This is a genomic window from Frankia sp. CgKIO3 (assembly GCF_977946435.1).
Genome location: NZ_CDWTMO010000014.1, coordinates 1 through 19,028 on the forward strand (window position 1 = coordinate 1; position 19,028 = coordinate 19,028).

Annotated in this window: 13 protein-coding genes and 1 pseudogene; 3 read left to right on the top strand and 11 right to left on the bottom strand. The window is 68.9% G+C overall.

The genetic code is table 11. From position 1 onward, the window contains the following. The first annotated feature begins 519 nt into the window (after window positions 1-519). Window positions 520-1,998 (top strand): 30S ribosomal protein S1, encoded by a 1,479-nt coding sequence (rpsA, locus tag AC08OJ_RS03215; RefSeq protein WP_476592964.1) that lies wholly within the window; start codon window positions 520-522, stop codon window positions 1,996-1,998. A 149-nt stretch (window positions 1,999-2,147) separates the two neighbouring features. Here rpsA and AC08OJ_RS03220 read toward each other — a convergent pair whose 3' ends face one another. Beyond that, the gene (locus AC08OJ_RS03220) at window positions 2,148-2,330 is read right to left on the bottom strand and encodes a Trm112 family protein (protein WP_462185829.1); all 183 of its coding nucleotides are present in this window, start codon (window positions 2,328-2,330) and stop codon (window positions 2,148-2,150) included. 288 nt (window positions 2,331-2,618) lie between these two features. Between AC08OJ_RS03220 and AC08OJ_RS03225 the strand changes: the two genes are divergently transcribed. Then, the gene (locus AC08OJ_RS03225) at window positions 2,619-3,155 is read left to right on the top strand and encodes a glutathione peroxidase (protein ID WP_476592965.1); all 537 of its coding nucleotides are present in this window, start codon (window positions 2,619-2,621) and stop codon (window positions 3,153-3,155) included. 94 nt (window positions 3,156-3,249) lie between these two features. Here the strand turns inward: AC08OJ_RS03225 and AC08OJ_RS03230 are convergent, their stop codons facing one another. From AC08OJ_RS03230 to AC08OJ_RS03240, 3 genes are all read right to left on the bottom strand, one after another. Continuing rightward, complete coding sequence (locus AC08OJ_RS03230; protein ID WP_476595028.1) at window positions 3,250-4,293, bottom strand: glycoside hydrolase family 26 protein; 1,044 nt, start codon at window positions 4,291-4,293, stop codon at window positions 3,250-3,252. Next, entirely contained in the window at window positions 4,290-5,294 is a 1,005-nt protein-coding gene (locus tag AC08OJ_RS03235; protein ID WP_476595029.1) for a hypothetical protein, read from the bottom strand. The genes AC08OJ_RS03230 and AC08OJ_RS03235 overlap by 4 nt, the downstream gene beginning before the upstream one ends. Window positions 5,295-5,401: 107 nt before the next feature. Continuing rightward, the gene (locus AC08OJ_RS03240; protein ID WP_476595030.1) at window positions 5,402-7,123 is read right to left on the bottom strand and encodes a hypothetical protein; all 1,722 of its coding nucleotides are present in this window, start codon (window positions 7,121-7,123) and stop codon (window positions 5,402-5,404) included. Window positions 7,124-7,875: 752 nt separating this feature from the next. Between AC08OJ_RS03240 and rpoD the strand changes: the two genes are divergently transcribed. Further along, window positions 7,876-8,844 carry an RNA polymerase sigma factor RpoD gene (rpoD, locus tag AC08OJ_RS03245; RefSeq protein WP_476592969.1) on the top strand — a complete coding sequence of 323 codons (969 nt, stop codon included), beginning with the start codon at window positions 7,876-7,878 and terminating at the stop codon, window positions 8,842-8,844. Here the strand turns inward: rpoD and AC08OJ_RS03250 are convergent. From AC08OJ_RS03250 to AC08OJ_RS03280, 7 genes and pseudogenes are all read right to left on the bottom strand, one after another. Continuing rightward, window positions 8,832-10,706, bottom strand: a pseudogene (locus AC08OJ_RS03250) (choline/carnitine O-acyltransferase). The gene rpoD and the pseudogene AC08OJ_RS03250 sit on opposite strands and share 13 nt — an antisense overlap. A 211-nt stretch (window positions 10,707-10,917) precedes the next feature. Next, window positions 10,918-11,889 (bottom strand): class I SAM-dependent methyltransferase, encoded by a 972-nt coding sequence (locus AC08OJ_RS03255; protein ID WP_476592971.1) that lies wholly within the window; start codon window positions 11,887-11,889, stop codon window positions 10,918-10,920. 80 nt (window positions 11,890-11,969) lie between these two features. Further along, complete coding sequence (locus tag AC08OJ_RS03260) at window positions 11,970-12,839, bottom strand: HalD/BesD family halogenase (RefSeq protein ID WP_476592972.1); 870 nt, start codon at window positions 12,837-12,839, stop codon at window positions 11,970-11,972. A 287-nt stretch (window positions 12,840-13,126) separates the two neighbouring features. Next, the gene (locus tag AC08OJ_RS03265; protein ID WP_476595031.1) at window positions 13,127-14,650 is read right to left on the bottom strand and encodes an alkaline phosphatase PhoX; all 1,524 of its coding nucleotides are present in this window, start codon (window positions 14,648-14,650) and stop codon (window positions 13,127-13,129) included. A gap of 616 nt (window positions 14,651-15,266) precedes the next feature. Further along, the gene (locus AC08OJ_RS03270; RefSeq protein WP_476595032.1) at window positions 15,267-15,731 is read right to left on the bottom strand and encodes a hemerythrin domain-containing protein; all 465 of its coding nucleotides are present in this window, start codon (window positions 15,729-15,731) and stop codon (window positions 15,267-15,269) included. Between the two features lie 340 nt (window positions 15,732-16,071). Then, on the bottom strand, window positions 16,072-17,805 hold the full coding sequence (locus AC08OJ_RS03275; protein ID WP_476595045.1) for a WD40 repeat domain-containing serine/threonine protein kinase: 1,734 nt from the start codon (window positions 17,803-17,805) through the stop codon (window positions 16,072-16,074). A 257-nt stretch (window positions 17,806-18,062) separates the two neighbouring features. After that, window positions 18,063-19,028: RecQ family ATP-dependent DNA helicase (locus tag AC08OJ_RS03280; RefSeq protein WP_476595033.1), on the bottom strand; the 966-nt coding region annotated here is incomplete at its 5' end.

Here is a 19,028-nt window from a genome sequence, read left to right on the forward strand (position 1 = left end):
GGGGATCCGAGCGCGGGGGGTCGGCGAGCCGGCGCTGACCCGGGAATGACCGGGCGTCGGGCCGCGAGGCCATGCCGTCGGCGGGTGTCGGGAATCGGACGCCACGAACTTACCCATTTATCCGCTTTTCAACCGATCTGCGCCGTTCGTCTCTGTCGCGTCCCGTCCGTACACGTTCCCACCCGTGTGCCGGGACGATCCGCGGGACGGTGTTGTCCCGCCTACCGCGGCGCCGTGCCGCCACCTAAAACTACATATGGACGTCATTACTCTACGCAGAGTGAGGATGATGGCGGACGGCGCGCGTCTTGGTGCGGGCGCCCGTTGACCACCCTGGACACCCGTCCCTAGACTTGGGGACGTGCACGAGGGTCCGTGGGTCTCAGACCGAGCGGATCCACTCGAGCGTCGTTATCGTTCCTGACAGTTTCTTCGTTTTTGGCGTTGTTTCTGTCCCTCGGTCCCGGCGGTTCGATCCGGCCCTCGCGCGGACGACCACCCCTAGCCGGAGCCGACCCCTTGACGAGCACCACCGACGTACGACCCGTGGAGACCGTGACCATCTCGCCCAGCCCGACCACACCACAGGTAGCGGTCAACGACATCGGCTCGGCCGAAGACTTCCTAGCGGCCGTCGACAAGACGATCAAGTTCTTCAACGATGGCGACATCGTTGACGGCGTCATCGTCAAGGTCGACCGCGACGAGGTGCTGCTCGACATCGGCTACAAGACCGAGGGTGTGATCCCGTCCCGGGAACTGTCGATCAAGCATGACGTCGACCCGCACGAGGTCGTCAGTGTCGGCGACCACGTCGAGGCCCTTGTCCTCCAGAAGGAGGACAAGGAAGGCCGCCTGATCCTGTCCAAGAAGCGTGCGCAGTACGAGCGCGCCTGGGGCACGATCGAGAAGCTCAAGGACGAGGACGGCGTCGTCACCGGCGCCGTGATCGAGGTCGTCAAGGGTGGTCTCATCCTCGACATCGGCCTGCGCGGCTTCCTGCCGGCTTCGCTCGTGGAGATGCGCCGGGTCCGCGATCTGCAGCCCTACGTGGGCCGCGAGCTTGAAGCCAAGATCATCGAGTTGGACAAGAACCGCAACAACGTCGTGCTCTCGCGGCGGGCCTGGCTCGAGCAGACCCAGAGCGCAGTCCGTTCCGAGTTCCTCGCCCAGCTGGCCAAGGGCCAGATCCGCAAGGGCGTGGTCAGCTCCATCGTCAACTTCGGTGCCTTCGTGGACCTCGGCGGTGTGGACGGCCTCGTGCACGTCTCCGAGCTGTCCTGGAAGCACATCGACCACCCGTCCGAGGTGGTCGAGGTCGGCCAGGAGGTCACCGTCGAGGTCCTCGACGTCGACCTGGACCGCGAGCGGGTCTCGCTGTCGCTGAAGGCGACGCAGGAAGACCCGTGGCGTCAGTTCGCCCGGACCCACGCGATCGGTCAGGTCGTCCCGGGCCGGGTCACGAAGCTGGTGCCGTTCGGTGCGTTCGTCCGGGTGGACGAGGGCATCGAGGGTCTGGTCCACATCTCCGAGCTGGCCGAGCGGCACGTGGAGATCCCCGAGCAGGTCGTGAACGTCGGCGACGAGATCCTGGTGAAGGTCATCGACATCGACCTCGACCGCCGCCGCATCAGCCTGTCGCTCAAGCAGGCGAACGAGGCGGGAGGGCTGGCTGCCGACGGCGAGGCGTTCGACCCGAGCCAGTACGGCATGGAAGCCAAGTACGACGAGCAGGGTAACTACGTCTACCCCGAAGGCTTCGACCCCGAGACCGGGGAATGGCTCGAAGGTTACGAGGAGCAGCAGGCGGAATGGGAGCGGCAATACGCCGAGGCCCAGGCCCGCTTCGAGGCGCACCAGGCCCAGATCCGGGCCGCGCAGGAGGCCGACGCCGCCGCGGCGGCTCCTTCCTCCTACACCTCCCAATCCGAGCAGCCTTCCTCGGCGATCGACGAAGAGGCGCTGCGTCGGCTGCGTGAGCAGTTCGGTCGGGAGTAGCCGACTCCCGTCACCGACGGTCGGGGCCCGGGGATCTTCTCCCCGGGCCCCGACCGATTTCCGATCCTTTCTCCTGCCCGTCCCAGACCCGGCGGGAGCCCAGTCCCGGGTAGAAGCTCAGCCCGGGCAGAGGGAGGTCCTCGGCCGGATCAGGACGAGGAGCGCGCCACGGCCGGGTCGACGTGATCCGGCCTGAGCAGGATCGGAACGTCCCCGCGGATCTCGTAGCGATGGCCGAGACGCGGGTTGACCAGCCAGCCGTCGACGAGCTCCAGCGGTCCCTTGTCGACCGGGCAGGCGAGGATCTTCAACAGTTCGGGTTCGATGGTCATCTCTGACGTTCCTGTTCGTCGTCTCGGGGGGCCGTCGCGGGACCCATGAGTATCCGTTCCGGATCCCCTGAGCATCGCAGACACCTCGGTCGGCCCTGACCGGCCCCGGCCGGGGGCGCCAGCCATCCCGGTGCCGGGCCCCGGTCGCGAGGCACCGGTTCGCGTCGCTGACGGGTTATGCAACCAACTCGATGACATAAAAACTTCTGGGGGATAGCGTCGAAGTCGCTCGGCGGCCGGAGACCGGTCGCGAAGTCCCAGCTCGCCTTCATCGAGAGTCAGGTGTCCATGACTGTCCATGACTTCACCGTCGATGCCGCGGACGGAACCTCCCGCTCGCTCGGCGACTACGCCGGCCAGACGTTGCTGATTGTCAACGTTGCCAGCAAATGCGGTCTGACGCCGCAGTACGAGGGGTTGGAGTCCCTGTACCGGGATCTGCACGGCCGCGGCCTGGAGATCCTCGGCTTCCCGTGCAACCAGTTCGGCGGACAGGAGCCGGGTACCGACGCCGAGATCCAGGAGTTCTGCACCACGAAGTTCGACGTCACCTTCCCGGTCCTGAGCAAGATCGATGTGAACGGGCCCGACGCGGCCTCGCTGTACACCCACCTGCGTTCCGAGGCGCCCGGTGACTTCAGGCCCGATGCCGGTTTCCTCTACGAGCACATCAAGAAGACCCGGTCGGAAGCGATCGGCACCGACGAGATCAAGTGGAACTTCACCAAGTTCCTTGTCGACCCGGACGGAAAAGTGGTCCGCCGGTACGAGCCGACCGTCACCCTCGAGGAGATCCGCAAGGATCTTGAGGCCACCCTGGCCTGATGGTTCTCCCGTGCCCGGCCTGCCGCTGTCGCCGGCCGGGCACGCCGAAGCGGGCGGTGCCCGCCGGCTTCGCAGCAGGAGTAGGCGAGCGCGGTCAGCGGACGCCGAACAGCGCCAGATAGCGTTCCGCCGCGTTCGGGTTCAGTACCGGTCTGTACAGCGAGGATTCCACGTTCCCCTCCTCGGCGTTGTTGAAGTACGCCTCGTAGGCCAGGGCGTCAGCGTTCGCGGTGAAGGTCTCGTACATCTTCTGGATGTAGTAGGGGTTGTCGCCACCGCCGCCGGTCGTGCGTACCAGACCCCACTCCGGAACGGCGAACTTCTTGCCGTGGGCGCGGGCGAAGGCGATCACCGTGCACAGACCGGATCGCAGATAACACTGCCGGTCCCAGATCGTCTTACTGACGGAGGCGGGATAGGAGTCGTAGGAGTCGATGCTGACCACGTCGATGTAGTCGTCACCGGGATAGGCGTCCCAGACGTCCTGACCGCTTACCGGCAGGTGATCCCGGTGTGCGGTTATATTCCAGTCGATCCGCACGTGCGGCGCGGTCGACCGGATCGCCAGGACCGTGCGGCGGTAGCAGGTCTTCCAGGTCTCGACGTCGCGTGGATACCACCAGAACCAGTCGCCGTTGAACTCCCAGCCGAGCCGGACGAAGGCGTCGCCGCGGCCGAACGTCGTCAGCGTGGTGCCGAACTGCCGCCAGTAGTTGTCGTAGGCGCCGGTCGCGCAGGTGGCCTCGTCGCCGTCCTTGGGGAACATCGGCTGGGCGACCGACAGGCCGCCGGGGAACTTGTCCCGGGTGAAGGCCTGCGTCGGCCAGCCGGCCGAGACCAGGTTGGTCCAGTCCTGCCGATCCGTGAAGACGACGGCCAGGTCCACCTTGCGGCCGGTGAAGACCGACCAGAGATTGACGTCCGCGGGGAAGTTGCCATTGGCGCCGGAGACCCAGTGCACACCGCCGGGCTGGGGCTGGGGCGGCTTGGGTTTGTCCGAGCAGGAGCTGAGCCCGCCGGCGACCAGGCCGATGATCAGCAGGAGGAGCAGCGGCAGCGGGAGTGACCGCGGGTGGGCGGCGCGGACGGTGTGGCGGCCGGCAGACCCCCACCCTCGCGGTGCCAGGCGCGGTCTCATACGGCGGAGGGTCCGTGCGCGGCGGAGGGTCGCTGCGTACCCGAAGCCGTGGCCGTGGCCGTGGCAGTGGCAGTGGCGCCGAGCAGCGGCGTCTCCACCGGGCCGGGCCGCCGGGCCCGTAGCCATGCTTGCACGGCCTCGGCCTCGGCCGCCCAGTCGTGACCGGGAACGAGCGCCTCACCCACCTCCATGTGCGTGGCCATGGAGGGCTCCGGCACCAGCATCGTGCGGCGCAGCCGTTCGGGCCGCGCCAGGGCGACGGCGTTGAGTGTCGTGCGCAGCCCGCTCAGCACCACCCGACGAGCGACCCGCACGGCGGGGGGCTGCGGGGAGAACGCAGGCGGTTCCCCGCCCAGCTCGGCCAGCCGGAAGGGCTGGAAACCCTGCAGGGTAAGACAGGTCGCGCGGTCGAAGGCGCCGCCGACGAACGGGATCGAGCGCAGCAGCAGTTCGTCCTCGAGCAGGGTGCCGACCCGCAGGCCGAACGTGCTGGTCGTGGCGGCGGCCCTGGCCCAGGTCACGCCGTCGAGCACCGGCGCGTGGGAGTGGCTGCCGCCGTCCCGGTGGACCATTGGCCGGCGGCGGGTGGTGGTCGAGGAGAATCGCAGCGTGCTGTAAAGGGTGAAATAGTCGACCGCGGGGAGCGCGGTCGCTGCCGCGACGAGACTGGAAAGCGATTTTTCCGTGTACAAATAGTCATCTTCGGCGAGCCAGACCAGATCGTCCGGCGACCAGCGCCGGACCCGCGGCATCCGCAGCACGTACCGGTAGGATGCGCGATTGCTGCCGCACTGCACCGACTGCACCTCGCCGGCGGACGTCATCACGGCAAGACGCTCCGCCGGCATCGGGCCGTCATTGACGAAGACGATCAGTACCGGGATGTCGACGTTCTCGACGGCCCGGAGGAGAGAGGCCAACGCAAGCATCTTGCTGTAGAAGGCCGGCCGGTTCTTCGTGTTTTCCGAACCGACCGACCGATAAAGAATACGCAGAATCATCGCAACCCCCTACCGGCCCTGGCCCGGCAGCACTCATCGCGGTAGCCTCGACGCCTCGGACGCCGCCTCGACGCGGTCGGCCGAACATATTGCGCACAGCCCGTACGTTACCGTGAAACATCATCATTGCCGGTCCCGGTTGAGCGCTCCGGAACTCGGCCCTGTACGTCCGGTCCGGCCGGCTCACCGGAAAGGGCGATCGCCGTGTCCCGTTCCACCTCCCGCGCGGCCCGGCGGACGAGGATGAACCAGCTGGGGACGGTCACCCAGAAGGCAAGTATGTAACCGCAGACCGCGCCGGTGCCGCCGCCGATCTCCAGACCGACGATCGGATAGACGACAAGCTGGGGGGCGAGCACCGCATTCGCGCGGAAGGTGAGCTTGGCCTTGCCGAGCGCGTAGAGCATGCAGGCCGGTCCGACCGTCGCCGCGGGGCCCGCCTGCTGCACGATGGACAGCGCCAGCAGGTCGTGGGTCTGCTCCCAGGTCTCGCCGAGCAGCGAGTGCCCGATGCTCGTCGGCAGGACGAGAAAGAGCGTCCCCCAGGCGGCGCCGGCCGCGACGATCACCGCGGACAGGGCGTAGGCGGCGCGGACCCGGGCCGCGGCCGAGAGGTCCTTGCGGCGGGAGAACTCGGGGATGGCCCAGCTCACGATCCCGACCGCGAGAATGGTCGTCGGTCCGAGCAGGGTCTGCACCCCGCGCAGCGCGCCGACCAGGTCGGTCGTGCCCAGCGTACCGAGCAGCAGGGTGGATGCCTGCTGGGCGCCCTGGACGGTGAGGTACTCGGCGCTCATGTACCCGTTGACGTCGCGGTGTTCGGCGATCCACTCGCGTACGAGGCTCGGCGCCGGCTTGAAGCCGGCCTGCGTGACGCCCAGCATGGCGGCGACCGCGGCGGCGCCACCCCAGGCCAGCAGCATCGCCCACGAGGTGGAGACGTCGCGGACGATCAGCGCGTAGATGGCGGCGAACTGGACGATCGCCCAGATCCCGTCGTTGGCGGCGGCGGCGGCCGGGCGACCCTCGGCGAAGAAGACCTGCCGCCAGGCGTCCTGGAGCAACAGCGTGGGAAAGACCAGTCCCATCGCCACCAGCGAGGCGCCGACCGAGCCGCCCATCGCCGCACCGACGGCGAGCGTCACGACCCCGGAGACCAGCCCGATTACGAGGGCAGTGCCGGTCCCCGCCGCACCGGCCACCCGAAATACCCGTGGCGGCACGTCGGAGAACTTTATCCCCAGCGGAGCGGTGCCGGCGGCCTTCGAGAACCCGATCATCAAGGAGAAGATCGCGAAGGCGACGGCGAAGGCCCCGAACTCGGATTTGCTGACGCTGCGGGCGATGACGAAGGACATCGCGGCGTTCGTCCCGCTGGAGAGCACCTGGTCGACGAGTGTCCAGATGGCCCGCGAGCGGCTGGAACCCCGGGTCGGTCGCTCGTCACGGTGGTGACCACCGGCCGGGCCGTCGTCGTCCAGGATGGTCAGCCCGTAGTCAACCGGTTCCCCGCCATCCGGGACTGCCGGTGCCTCGCGCCCCCGGTGGATCTTGCCGCAGCGGATCGGGGGAGTGAGCCATGCGCCGGTCGCGGGACCCCACAGGGCAAGCAGCCCCTCGGGGGTCGGCCCGTCCACTGCCGTCCCGAAGGCTTCCACGGCCGGGACCCGGCGGCCGCGCAGGCCGCGGATGACCTGGGTCCGCTCCCGGTCGAACTGTTCCGGTCGCGGCGGCAGGGTGGCGGTGACCTCCGGCGCGGGTTCCGTCCGGGGGCGTGGCGACTCGTGGTGCTGGGCCGTGGCCGGCGCGGATGTCTCCGGGCCGGTCACCGCAGCCCACCCGACCCTCCGCCGGGTGGTACTCGGACGGCGGAGGGATCGCGGAGAATCTCGATGATCATCTGTTGTTGGGGGTCGGTGGCCAGACTCACCTCTCCGTGCCGCATCGGTCCGACCCCGGCTTCCCGCGCCGGCCGCCGGACGGTCGAGCGACGCCGCCGCTTCCGCGCAGGGCGACGATCGAGCCCACCGCGTCGCTTCTGACCAGGGTGTCAGCCGGCCAGGGTGCTAGCAGGATGGTAGCTCTATGGGATCGGGACACTCGGCTAGGGCCGCTCGGGTGGATCTGGTCCGACCGGACCCGGCAACGGTGGTTGACCGGACCGGATCGCGGGTGCATGAAACGGGCAATGAGATCGCGATTCTCCGGCATGTGCCTGCCCCGTAGACGGTTCGCTCGCCTACGTCCGCGATCTTCCGCAGCCAGGCTGATGGTCCGCAAGTTTAGCAGTCGGGCCTCGGTCTGATCCCCTTGTTACGTCGGTCACCCCGGCAGGGCGGTACCCGGTGGCGGATCCAGTGAGGTGTGGGTGCGCCATCCGATCCGCTTCCGGGACACCGGCTGCCGGCCGGGTCAGGGCATCCTTGATGTCGGTGGCTGCGCTCGCAGACGCCTGGACAAGGCAGGAGCGGGGCATGGGCCGCATCATCATTGAGGTTAGGTTCGGCAATGAGGTTGGGTTCGACAATGAAGGCGGGTTCGACAATGAGACTGGGTTCGACACCATGGTGAGAGCCCCCCGATGGAGCTGACGGACCGCGGCATCGGCACCCCTGAGGCGGGCAGGGTGGCGTCCGCACCGCTGCACGATCCAGTGCGGATGTACCTCGGTCAGATCGGCAGGGCCCGGTTGCTCACCGCCGAGGGGGAGGTCGACCTCGCCAAGCGGATCGAGGCCGGCCTGTTCGCCGCTCAGAAGCTGGCGTCCCCCTCGGTCGTGACGTCGCCGCAGCTCTGCCGCGAGCTGGAGGCGGTCGAGCGGGACGGTCGGCTCGCCAACCAGATGCTGCTCGAAGCCAACCTGCGGCTCGTCGTCTCGATCGCCAAACGCTACGTGGGGCGGGGCATGCTCTTCCTGGACATCATTCAGGAGGGCAATCTCGGTCTCATCCGGGCGGTCGAGAAGTTCGACTACACGAAGGGCTACAAGTTCTCCACCTATGCCACGTGGTGGGTGCGTCAGGCGATCACCCGTGCCCTCGCCGATCAGGCGCGGACGATTCGCCTCCCGGTGCACGTGGTCGAGCGGGTCAACCAGATGGTCCGCATGCGCAGGCAGCTGCTCACCGAGCTCGGCCGCGAGCCGACCGTGGAGGAGATCGCCGTCGCCATGGACCTCTCCGTGGACAGGATCGAGGAACTCGTCGGAATCGCCCGTGAGCCGATATCGCTGGAGGCTTCGATCGGGGAGGAGTCCGACGGGCAGTTCGGTGATCTCATCGAGGATACCGGAGCGGTCGAGCCCGTCGAGGCAGCCGTCGCCAGCGTCCTCGGGGAGCAGATTCGCTCTGTGTTGACGGCGCTGACCGACAGGGAGAGGAAGGTCATCCAGCTGCGGTTCGGCCTGGTCGACGGTCGTTGCCGAACCCTGGAGGAGGTCGGCCGTGAGTTCGGGGTGACCCGGGAGCGGATCCGGCAGATCGAGTCGAAGACTCTGGCGAAGTTGCGTCATCCCTCGCGTTCACAGGCGCTGCGCGACTACCTGGAATAGCCCGTCTGGAACAGCCCGTCGCCCGTCTCGTCGATGGCGAGCAGGTCCTGCAGCTCGGTGACGACCTGCTGGAGCTGGCCGGCGAACGCGTACATCCCGTCCGCGACTGCGCGCGGCGTACTCAGGTAGAGGTTGAACCGGTCCGGCAGCAGCACGTAGGCGATGCCGATGCACTGGCTGCTGGTAGACCCGAAGCCGAAGAACTCGACGTTGGTGGACGGCGCGGAGCTGGTGCTCAGGTAGTCGTCGCGCGCCTTGAGCCAACCCGGGGTCTCGTAGAGCGCGATCGGTTCGGTCACCCCCAGCCGCGCGCCTTGGCGGCGGGCGATGAACTGCAGCTCCCACAGGTGCTGCTCGGGGGCCCGCCCGGCCTGGCGGTCCTTCGCGCGCCGCACGTGCGCGTCGGCGGCGGCGCGGAACGCGGTCCGGCGGGTGGCGGTGTCGGTGCCCGGGTCGTTGAGCATCGTCACGAACCGCTGGATCTCCGGGGTGACGACCCGCATCGCCTCCGTGCGGCCGCGCCGCCAGTACCGGGTGGCGATCGATTCGTAGGTGGCGCCGATGTGCCCCTTGGCCCGGCTGTGCGCCAGCTGGTAGGCGAGCTGCACGAACGCGTCCGGCGACGTCTTCAGTGCCTTGGCCCGGTTCTGCCCGAAGTCGGTGAAGGACAGCACCGTTGAGGCGGTCGCCGCGGCGAACTCCGCGAACGACGCGCCGGCGGCGGCTACGTCCGCCCGCAGGCTGGCGTCGAGGACGAACTCGACGGGCTCTCGATGACGGGTAGCCCCTGGGGCCGGGCGCCAGAGCTCGCCGAATGCTCCGCGGGCGAGGTACCCAGCAGGTCGTCGACGAAGCTGAGGATCGTCGTCCCGTCCAGCCCACAGTGCTCGACGTTGATGCCCGCCCGGCCGTCGGCGAAAACGATCAGTGACACCGCCTTGTCGAACCACCGGTTGGCGCTGTCGCCGTGGAGCAGGTGGTCACACGCGGCCAGGTTGTCCTCGGGGGTGAGGTCTTCCAGGCACAGGGCGAACAGCGCGGTCTCGATCGTGTCGAGCGCGGCCGCGTTGGCGGGGTCCAGAGTGAGCAGCGCCTGGCGGCTCGCGGCCCAGTCGGCCCGGGCCTTGGTGAGCTGGCTGACGGCGGCGTCCGCCGGAACCCGCGACGCGGCGGCCTTCACCACGGCGCGCAGGCCCGCCGCGAGGTCGTCCAGGGTGTACGGGTGACCGTCCGGCCCGACGACGTCCAGCCGGACGATGTTTCCCCGGTGGAAAACGACGATGTGGCGGGCCTGGGACGGCCCGGGCCACCGCTCGCTGTACGGGGTGCGCACGGTGTCCTGGGCCGCTCCCGGGATCCGAGTCGTGGAGAACAGGAACGTGTTCTGCGCCATCGACAGCGTCTGGCCGCGCTGGACGACCGGCTCGACCCGCTCGTCGTCGAGGCGCAGCTTGTAGTCGACGGCTGCCGCCACGAGCCCGGCGGCCCGCTCCACCTGCGGCTGCTCGGCGGACAGACCCTCGGCGTCCTTGAACAGGAAGATGTAGTTCGCGTTGAGCGCGATGCGGTCGCGCCGGCCGAGGTAGCGGGAGTCCCAGAAGCCGTCCAGCCAGCTGTGTACGCCCTCGGTGGCTTCGTAGCGCTCCAGCGCCGCATGCAGGGTGGGGCCGGGGCCGGCCCGGTGCCTGGAAGGCCGCGACGGCCGCCTCGGTCGTCGCCCGCTCGGCCGGGGTCAGCAGCGGCGCGGACCAGGCAAGGAAACGCTCGCAGCTCTCCGCCAGCGTGGGCAACGGCACCCGGGGCAGCAGATCGTCATTCGCGAAGGTTCCGGTGGACCGCTGGGAGCTACTGATCGCATTCATGCTGGGCCTCGGGTTGTCTCGGGGAACTCGTCTCGGGGACACGGCCATGGTGAACGCCACGGGCTGCGTTGGGTCCATGGTCGCCGAGATTCCATGGGTGGCGGGCGTTCCATCGGACATTCGGCTCGTACGGTTCATCCGACTCGCATGATGGCCGGGTCGCCCTCGACCTACCAGCCGTACGGGGGGCACCGCCGGCACCGGTCGCCCGTTATCCCGGCGGAACCGGCCGGGTGGGTGTCGCCGCCGGTCGCCGGCCGGAGGCGGGATGAGTGGTCGAGGGACTGGTCACCCCGCGCGGCCGGGAGATGTGCAGTTGGGCGTACAGCCAGCCCTCGGCCTCCAGCCCCCGTGGATCGACGCCGACGGTGGACAGCGTGTCGAGCACGAGCGACTGCTCCTCGGCGGAGGCGAAGCGCCGCTGCCGGAAGACGCGGTCGACGTGCACGGTCTCATACCCGAGCCTCGTGAGCGTCGCCTCGACCGGTTCGAACGGGAACATCCGCAGCACGAAGTGGGCCATCCACGGCCTGCGCTCACCGGCCGCGCGGGCCACCCGGGCGATGGTTCGCTCGGTGACGTACCCGAGGCAGCCCGTCGAGACGACGATGTCCGTTCCGGCGAGCCGCTCCCGTTCGGCGTCGGTCGGGTCACGGTCCTCCAGGTTGGCGTGCACGGCGGCATCGAGGAACCCGGCCGCGAGCGCGTAGGAGAGGGCCGGCCCCGAGCTGTCCAGGCCGAGGAACTGGCTCGCCTCCAGCCCGTCGCGGGACCGGACGAGCTCGCGGTCACGGGCGAGCAGCAGGTCCCGGGTCGGCCGCGTCCCGGGCGGTGCGTAGCCCTCGTGCAAGTCGTCCAACGTCACGTCACAGCGGAGCAGCGCGGCGTTGATCCCGTAGGAGCAGCCCACGTCCAGGACCGTCGGCGGTCGTCCCCGAACCATCCGGAATTCCCGGATGAGCTGGCTGAAGTACGGTTTGGCGAGCTGCGGGATACAGTAGCCGAGTTTCCGCAGGGTACTGAAGTAGGCGTGTGGGTCGGGCTGCGTGTAGATGTGGTCGAGCGAGATCTTCCCGCTGTCGTCGAACCGCGTCGTCCCGGTGGAGTACGCGGCCTCGGAGGAATTCGTGGTTCCGTCGGAGTCGATGGTCTCGGCAGAATATCTGCTGTCGTCGGAATACACGCGTCTGGCGCTCCTTGTGACGGGCGGTCGGGGCAGATGGGCCGGTGCTGACGCAGCTTGCCGACCGCATTCTGGTCCAGCTAGTCCAGCAGTTGGTCGACGCGGACCGCACTCTTCTCCGCAGCCAGGTGCCGCGGGAGGACCCGGCCGAAGAGCTGCTTCGTGCGCGCGACACTGCCGACGACCTCGGGGTGCCCGGTGTAGGCGAAGATTGCGGAATGCCGGGCCGTGTCGCCCTCGACCGGGCTCACCCGGTGCATCGAATAGCGGCCCAGGAAAAGCTGGAGATCATCAGGCCGGACGGTGAGACGCCGGACCAGATGGCCGCCCTCGCCCGCCAGCACGGCCCGCACGCCGGCGAAGTTCTCCGCCTGCGCGGACCTGATGTTCGGGCAGTACTCGAAGTCGCCCCCGGCCCGCGGCGCCTGCGTGAGCAGGCTCACCGCGAATTCGTTCGTGTCGAAGTGCCAGGGGTGCTCCAGCCCGGGGGCGATGACGTTGAGGCACAGCCCGGCCAGCGGGTCGGCGAGTTCGTGGACTCTCGGCAGGTCGAAGCAGCCGGCGATGAAATGCTGGAAGAGCTCGCTGGTGTAGAGCCGGTGGACGGCGAATTCGGTGGGAATCTGGTCGCGGGCGACGAAGGCATTCCCTCGCCGCATCGTGAACCGGCCCGGATGATCGGCCGGCAACGACGAGTCGACCGCGATGTTGTAGGCGTTGACCGTCTCGACCTCGTCATACGCGAGCGGAGCGACGGTGGCGCACTCCTGTGCGAACGCGGTGAATGCGGTGGGCCGGACGAATCCCGGGAGGACACAGCACCCGCGAGTGCGCAGTTCTTCCCGGGCCCACGAGACGATGTCCCGCCAGGCGCGGCTCGAAGGTTCGGTGAGAGGATAACGAACCGTATCGATCAGCTCGCTGATGGACCAGGTTTCCGTCGCAACCATGTGACTCCTCTCCGCCGCTAGGCAGCGGCATCGGGCCGCCGATGGGAACCGTCCACGACCTCGATGTGATGTGTCACATGGTCACCCGATGCTCGGGATGGCGAAAGTCAGTGTGAGATGTCGCACGACTGCGCTCGCATGGGACGCGAATCCAGCTCACATCGCGGCGATGAGAAGCCATGGCCCGGTGCCGTCCCCCGGGGCGCCACGCCAGGCGCTGCTCTCCCCGGGAGACGACACCGCCGACGGCTCGCACCGTGCCGCGGTCCGCGCTCCTGACCGCCGTGTTACAGGACGCCGCGGCGCCACGGTCCGGTGATGGCCGCGGTGAAACCGCTGCCCACCTCGGAGGCGCCGAAGACGTTCGCGAACAGTGTCTGGCCGTCCGGGCTGAAGCAGGCGCCGGCCCATTCGGAGTCGCTGAAGCAGTTCACCGCGAACTCGAAGGCCTTCCCGTCCTGGGTGATGTCGATCAGCCGGTTGACGTCGGTGATGCCAGGGGCGAGGGGGTGGGTGTCGCCGTCTTTACCGCCGGCGTCGTCCTCGCACAGCAACAGGCTGCCCTGTGGAGTTATCGTGATGTTGTCGGGTGAGTCGAGGACGGACCCGCCGGGTGATTCGAACACCAGGCGCAGCCGGCCGGCGTCGGTGTGACTCCCGCTGGTGCGGCGGCCCCGTCCTGCGGCGGGCTGGTACTGCCAGATCTGGCCGTAGCCTTCCGCGAAACCGTCGGAGTTGACGTCGCGGTTCTTGACGTCCCCGCCGCTGGTGGAGGCGAAGAAGATCGAATAATCTGCTGCCCAGATGCCTTCCAGCCGGTTGAACTTCGCCGCGCCGCCGGCCCAGCCCTGCGCGAACACACTGGTCGGGTTCGGTTTCTCGGCCTCGACGATCGGGTCCGGGTCGGGGTTGTCGATGTCGACCCACTCTACCGGCAGCCACACCCCGCGCCGCTGCCCTTCCCGCAGGTCGACCTGCGGCCTGCCCGTGACCGCCAGAATCTGCAGCAGCCCGCCCTTCTCCAACTTGTCCGGGTCTTTGGGGATGAACCGGTAGAATCCCGAGCCGCGGCCGGACCCGGCGTCCTCGGTCAGGTACACCACACCGGTGCGCTGGTCGACCGCGACCGCCTCGTGGGAGAAACGGCCCAACGCGGTCAGCGGCACCGATGGGACGGTCGTGCCCGCGCCCGCCGGGACCAGGAAGACGTAGCCGTGCTTCTTGTCGAAGCCGTTCGCCGGGCCGACGACAGTCTCCTCGCAGGTGATCCAGCCCTTGTACCGGTAGGCCTGGCCGCCGGCGCAGTTGACCGTGGTCCCGTTCAGGCCGATGTAGTCGTTGACGATCGTGCGGGTCTTCGGGTCGAAGCCGAGAACCGTGACCCCGCCGAAGGCCTTCGGGTCGTACTTCGTACCGTCCGGGTCCTTGACCGAGCCCGACCCGGCCGGGGACCGGTCCTCGCTGTTACGGATCAGTCGCACCCGTCCTCCGGCCAGCCCGAACGCACCCATGCCGTCGAGGTTGACCGGGTTCGGGGTGTTCGGGTCACTCACCAGCGGCGTGCCGGTCTTGGCCAGCGCCACGTAGCTGAATCCGGCCGGCAGCGCGAGGTACTTGGTGCCGCCCGGCTCGTTGACGGGAGCCAGCGGGCTGAGCGGACCGTAGCCGCCGGTGTAGGGCCCGCCGGTGGGCGGGGGCGGCGCGGCCAGGGCCGCGTTCTCCAGGGCCGGTAGGAGAGCCGACGCCACTACCGCCCCGCCCACGGCCGTCGCACCCCTGCTCAGTAGTGCGCGCCTGTTGATCTGAACCACGTTCAGCCTCCCATACCGATCGTTCCGGACCAGCCGACAGGCTGGCAGCTGCCCACGCAGAGCACAGGAGACAACACGCAGCCAGAATGTTAAGGCTGAATGAAATACGAGGTTGCGGTATCTGGTCGGCATGTCCCGGCAATCCACAGTGCCGGTAACCCACAGTTAGGAACGGAAGTAGGCGTGGTGTCGGCGGGACCGCGGCACGAACCGTCCAGCGGCGTGCCTGTTTTCCTGGCACTCGATTCCGTTCCTTTCCGGTGAGAATCCTGGTGGATCCCCTGTCCGGAAACTCCGGGGCGCCTCAACCCGGCCCGGGCGGCGATGGGCCTGCCGGCGTTGCGGCAGTGGCAGGCGGCCGCCCACCGGAAGTGGGCGGCCGATTATCAGGCCTATCTGCGGGTCCGGCGCAACGACGTCCGGTAGAGCCACATCTGGTATCGCCACGTCCGGTACAGCGACGTCCGGTACCGCCATATCCGGTACCGCCACGTCCCGTACCGGTGTGCCCGGGAGCGATCCCGGCCCGACCCCGCCGCAACGGCCGATGCCCGGAGCCTGATCTGATGCCTGGAGCCGGCCGTCCCGGCGAGGGAGTCGGTCATCGCACGAGGTTTCAGGAACTTACGAGCTTCAGCGCCTGGCGGATCTCGCCGAGACGGTTCCATTGTTCGTTGCTGAGAATCGAGACGGCGGCATGGAACACGCCGTCCTGTTCCTTCGCGATGTGCCTGCGTAGCAGGCCCAGCGCCTCGATGACGCGTGTCGGCCAAGCGGGATCGACCCGGGCGGTGCCGTCGGTCGCCCCGGCGAGCACAGCCTCGATCCGGCGGTGCTCGCTCTGCAGGATCGCGATCTGTTCGGGGAACTCGAGTGCCATCGCGGGGAACAGGCCCTGCTCCTCCACCACCGTCTGTGGCTGGAGAACCGCCGACATCTGCTCACAGAGTGCCGCCATCGCCTCGACATCACCCTGCCGATATGCCTCGTGCGTGTCGGCGATGAGATCGATGACCTGGTCATGTTCTCTGATCAGGTCCGCGATCGCCGGCAACGACTGACAGTCGCAGTATTCACGCATAGCGCCCATCTTGGGTAGAAGAAGATCAGCGATGACCCCACGTCCCCACGTCCCCTAGTGCCCCACCGGCAGCGTCGCCATCCCGTCCCCATTCGCACGGCGGTGCTCGTGTCGCGCCGCTCATGGCCATCATCGAATGGCCGGAGCGGCTCCCACACGGCCGATGGTCCTGTCCGGTGCCCTACCAATGGCGGCGGGGCACCGGTCCGCGAGTCACCCTTCCCCACTGTTGATCGGAACGAACGGGCAGCATCCGCGCCCCCTCGGGGACCTGGCTAACGTGATCATCGTCAGTGCGGCGTAACTCCGGTCAGAGCCGCCACATGCCCCTAAACAGCGTTCATGGCGAGGGCAGCGCCCACAGCCGGACCGTGCCGTCCTTGCTGCCGCTGGCGAGGGTGCGGCCGTCCGGAGAGTAGCTCACCGACAACACCCAGTCGGCGTGGCCAGTCAGCGGCTCGCCGAGGAGGCGCGGGTGGAAGCGGTGGGCCGCATCCCGCAGCCCCCACAGCCGCACCGTGCCGTCGAGGCTGCCGCTGGCCAGGGTGCGGCCGCCCGGCGAGAAAGCCAACGCCCACACGGTGTTGGCGTGGCCGGTCAGGGGCGGCTCGAGCGGGCGTGGGGTGGCCGGGTCGGTCATGTCCCACAGCCGGATCAAGTCGTCCATCCCGCCGGTGGCCAGGATGCGCACATCGGGGGAGAGCGCCACCGAGAACACGGAAGCGGGGCCGCTCAGGGACCCGGCCAGGCGGGGGTGGGAGCGGTCGGTCACGTCCCACAGCCGCACCGTGCCGTCCCTACCGCTGCTGGCCAGGGTGTGTCCGTCCGGGGAGAACACTGCCGAGGTCACCCAACCGGTGTGGCCGGTCAGGGGACGACCTAGCTGGCGGGTACCGGTCTCGCGCCCACTGAGAGGAGCGGTGACGATCAGGACGGTGCCGGCGACAGCGAGCAGCAGCCCCACGACGGCGACGGTGATGGCGGCGCGGCGGCGCGGCGGCGCGCCGCGCCGAGGATGCGACGACGCGGGGCGCCGCCGGCCGGCGATGTTCCCGTCGGCCACCTCGGCCGGTGGTGTGCCACCCGCCGAAGGCACCGATGCCCCGGAAAACGCCGATGACATGAAAGGCACCGATGGCGCCGAGGACGCGCCGGTGGGAGACGGCCGTGGCGCTGGCTGGACGGACGCGGGCGGCTGCCCGATGGCGGTGCGGATGTCGTCGTCGAGCCGCAGCGGGATACCCGACCGGGCGATCCAGTCCGGGCCGTACACGCCAGCGGCAGCTTCGGCGAGTTGGCACGCGAAGACGTGCGCGGACGGTGGACGGTCCGCCGGGTTCTTGGCCAGCGTCCACAGGACCACCGCCCCCAGCGGCGCGGGCACCCCGGCCGGCAGTAGGGGGACGCGTTCGAGGTGGTGCTGGCGCAGGACATGCGCGGGCAGGTCCGGGTCGAACGGTGCCACGCCGGCCAGTAGCTGGTAGAGCACCATCCCGAGGGCGTACAGGTCGGTGGCTGGCTCCAAGCGGCCGCCCATGATCTGTTCGGGGGCCATATACGGCGGTGTTCCGATCACCGCACTCGCGATGGCCCCCGACTCGCCGACGAATTTCGCGACTCCGAAGTCGACGACTTTCAGCAGGTCGGTAGTGTCGAAAAGAATATTGTCGGGCTTGATGTCGCGGTGCAGCACCCCTTTGCCGTGGGCGCAGGCCAGGGACGAGGCCACCGCGAGTCCCACCGCGCAGGCCGTCTGCGGGCCCATGTCGGCCCGGCGCCGGGTCAGGGTTCCCCCGCCGAGCATCTCCATGACGAGCAGGTGCAGATCGCCCGTCTTGACGTAGTCGTAGACTCGGACCACGTGCGGATGATCCAGGCTGGCGAGGATCCGCGCCTCGGCGGCGAACCCGGCCGCCGCCCGGCCGTGCCCCGCATGCAGGACCTTGACCGCGACATCGCGCTGCAGGCCGCGATGCCAGCCCGCCAGCACCAGCCCGAATCCGCCCGCGCCCAGCTGGTCGCCCAGCTCGTAGCCGGGCAGCGCGGCGGCCAGCCGAGCCCGGTCAACAACCATCACAGCGGTCCGGCCTCATGCCAAGATTCACCGGTCCTTACAAATCTATATATTTCCTCCAGTGTGAGGTGTGATCCTAACCGGGGTCCTTCATGGGCCGGTCGGGTTGGTCTTCGGGTTGACGATCGGCCCGCCAGTGGAGAAGGTCAGCACAGGCAAGGCTGTTCGCGGGACGTGTGTCCCCCTCACCGATCACTCCAGCGGTGCGGTACCGCTCTCCTGAGAAGATGTTTCCGGTGGGTGGGCGGGGGCCTGGTTCACTCGGCGAGGAGGTCGAGGATCTGCTGCCCGTACTTGGCGAGTTTGTTCTCACCGACGCCGCTCACGGTGGCGAGTTCGGCCAGGGTGGCCGGCACGCGCACCGCGATCTCGCGCAGGGTGGCGTCATGGAAGATCACATATGCGGGGACGCCCTGCTCCTTCGCGACGTCGGCGCGCCAGGCGCGCAGTCGCTCGAACACCGGCATTGCCTCCGCCGACAGGTCGGCCGCCGGTGCGGCGTGGCGGGTCTTCGTGGTCCTGGCCGCGGTCGTGGTGGCCGCGGTCGTGGCTGTAGTGGTGGGGGCGCGCTCCGGCTCGCGCCGCATCGGGACCGCGCGCTGTCCGCGCAGCACGTCGGCACTCGCGTCGGTGAGCACCAGGGTGCCGTACCGGCTCTCGACGGCCAGCAGTCCCTGCACGAGGAGTTGGCGCACCACGCCGCGCCACTCGGGCTCGCCGAGCTCCGTGCCGATACCGAAGACCGTCAGGGTGTCGTGACTGTGCTGGGTCACCTTGGGCGTCCTCCTGCCCAGCAGGATGTCGATGAGGTGGCCCGCGCCGAACTTCTGGCGGCGCTCCCGCTGCAGTCGCAGCACGGCCGACAGCAACTTCTGGGCGGCGATCGTGGCGTCCCAGGACTGCGGGGGTGCCAGACAGGTGTCGCAGTTGCCGCACGGGGCGGTGTCACGCTGCCCGAAGTAGGCGAGCAGCCCGATGCGGCGGCACTCGACCGTCTCGCACAGCGCGAGCATGTCGTCGAGGTGTCTGCTCTGCTGCCGGCGGTGCGCGGGGTCGCCCGGGGACGTGTCGATGAGCTTGCGCAGCTGCACGACGTCCTGGAGACCGTAGGCCAGCCACGCGGTCGAGGGCAGCCCGTCCCGCCCGGCGCGCCCGGTCTCCTGGTAGTAGCCCTCGATCGACTTGGGCAGGTCGAGATGGGCGACGAAGCGTACGTCTGGTTT

Excerpts from the sequence above, each read along its gene's own strand:
- AC08OJ_RS03220 (WP_462185829.1), bottom strand. The coding sequence starts at position 2,330 with ATGACCATCGAACCCGAACTGTTGAAGATCCTCGCCTGCCCGGTCGAC.
- AC08OJ_RS03225 (WP_476592965.1), top strand. The coding sequence starts at position 2,619 with ATGACTGTCCATGACTTCACCGTCGATGCCGCGGACGGAACCTCCCGC.
- AC08OJ_RS03230 (WP_476595028.1), bottom strand. The coding sequence starts at position 4,293 with ATGAGACCGCGCCTGGCACCGCGAGGGTGGGGGTCTGCCGGCCGCCAC.
- AC08OJ_RS03235 (WP_476595029.1), bottom strand. The coding sequence starts at position 5,294 with ATGATTCTGCGTATTCTTTATCGGTCGGTCGGTTCGGAAAACACGAAG.
- rpoD (WP_476592969.1), top strand. The coding sequence starts at position 7,876 with ATGGAGCTGACGGACCGCGGCATCGGCACCCCTGAGGCGGGCAGGGTG.
- AC08OJ_RS03260 (WP_476592972.1), bottom strand. The coding sequence starts at position 12,839 with ATGGTTGCGACGGAAACCTGGTCCATCAGCGAGCTGATCGATACGGTT.
- AC08OJ_RS03270 (WP_476595032.1), bottom strand. The coding sequence starts at position 15,731 with ATGCGTGAATACTGCGACTGTCAGTCGTTGCCGGCGATCGCGGACCTG.
- AC08OJ_RS03275 (WP_476595045.1), bottom strand. The coding sequence starts at position 17,805 with ATGGTTGTTGACCGGGCTCGGCTGGCCGCCGCGCTGCCCGGCTACGAG.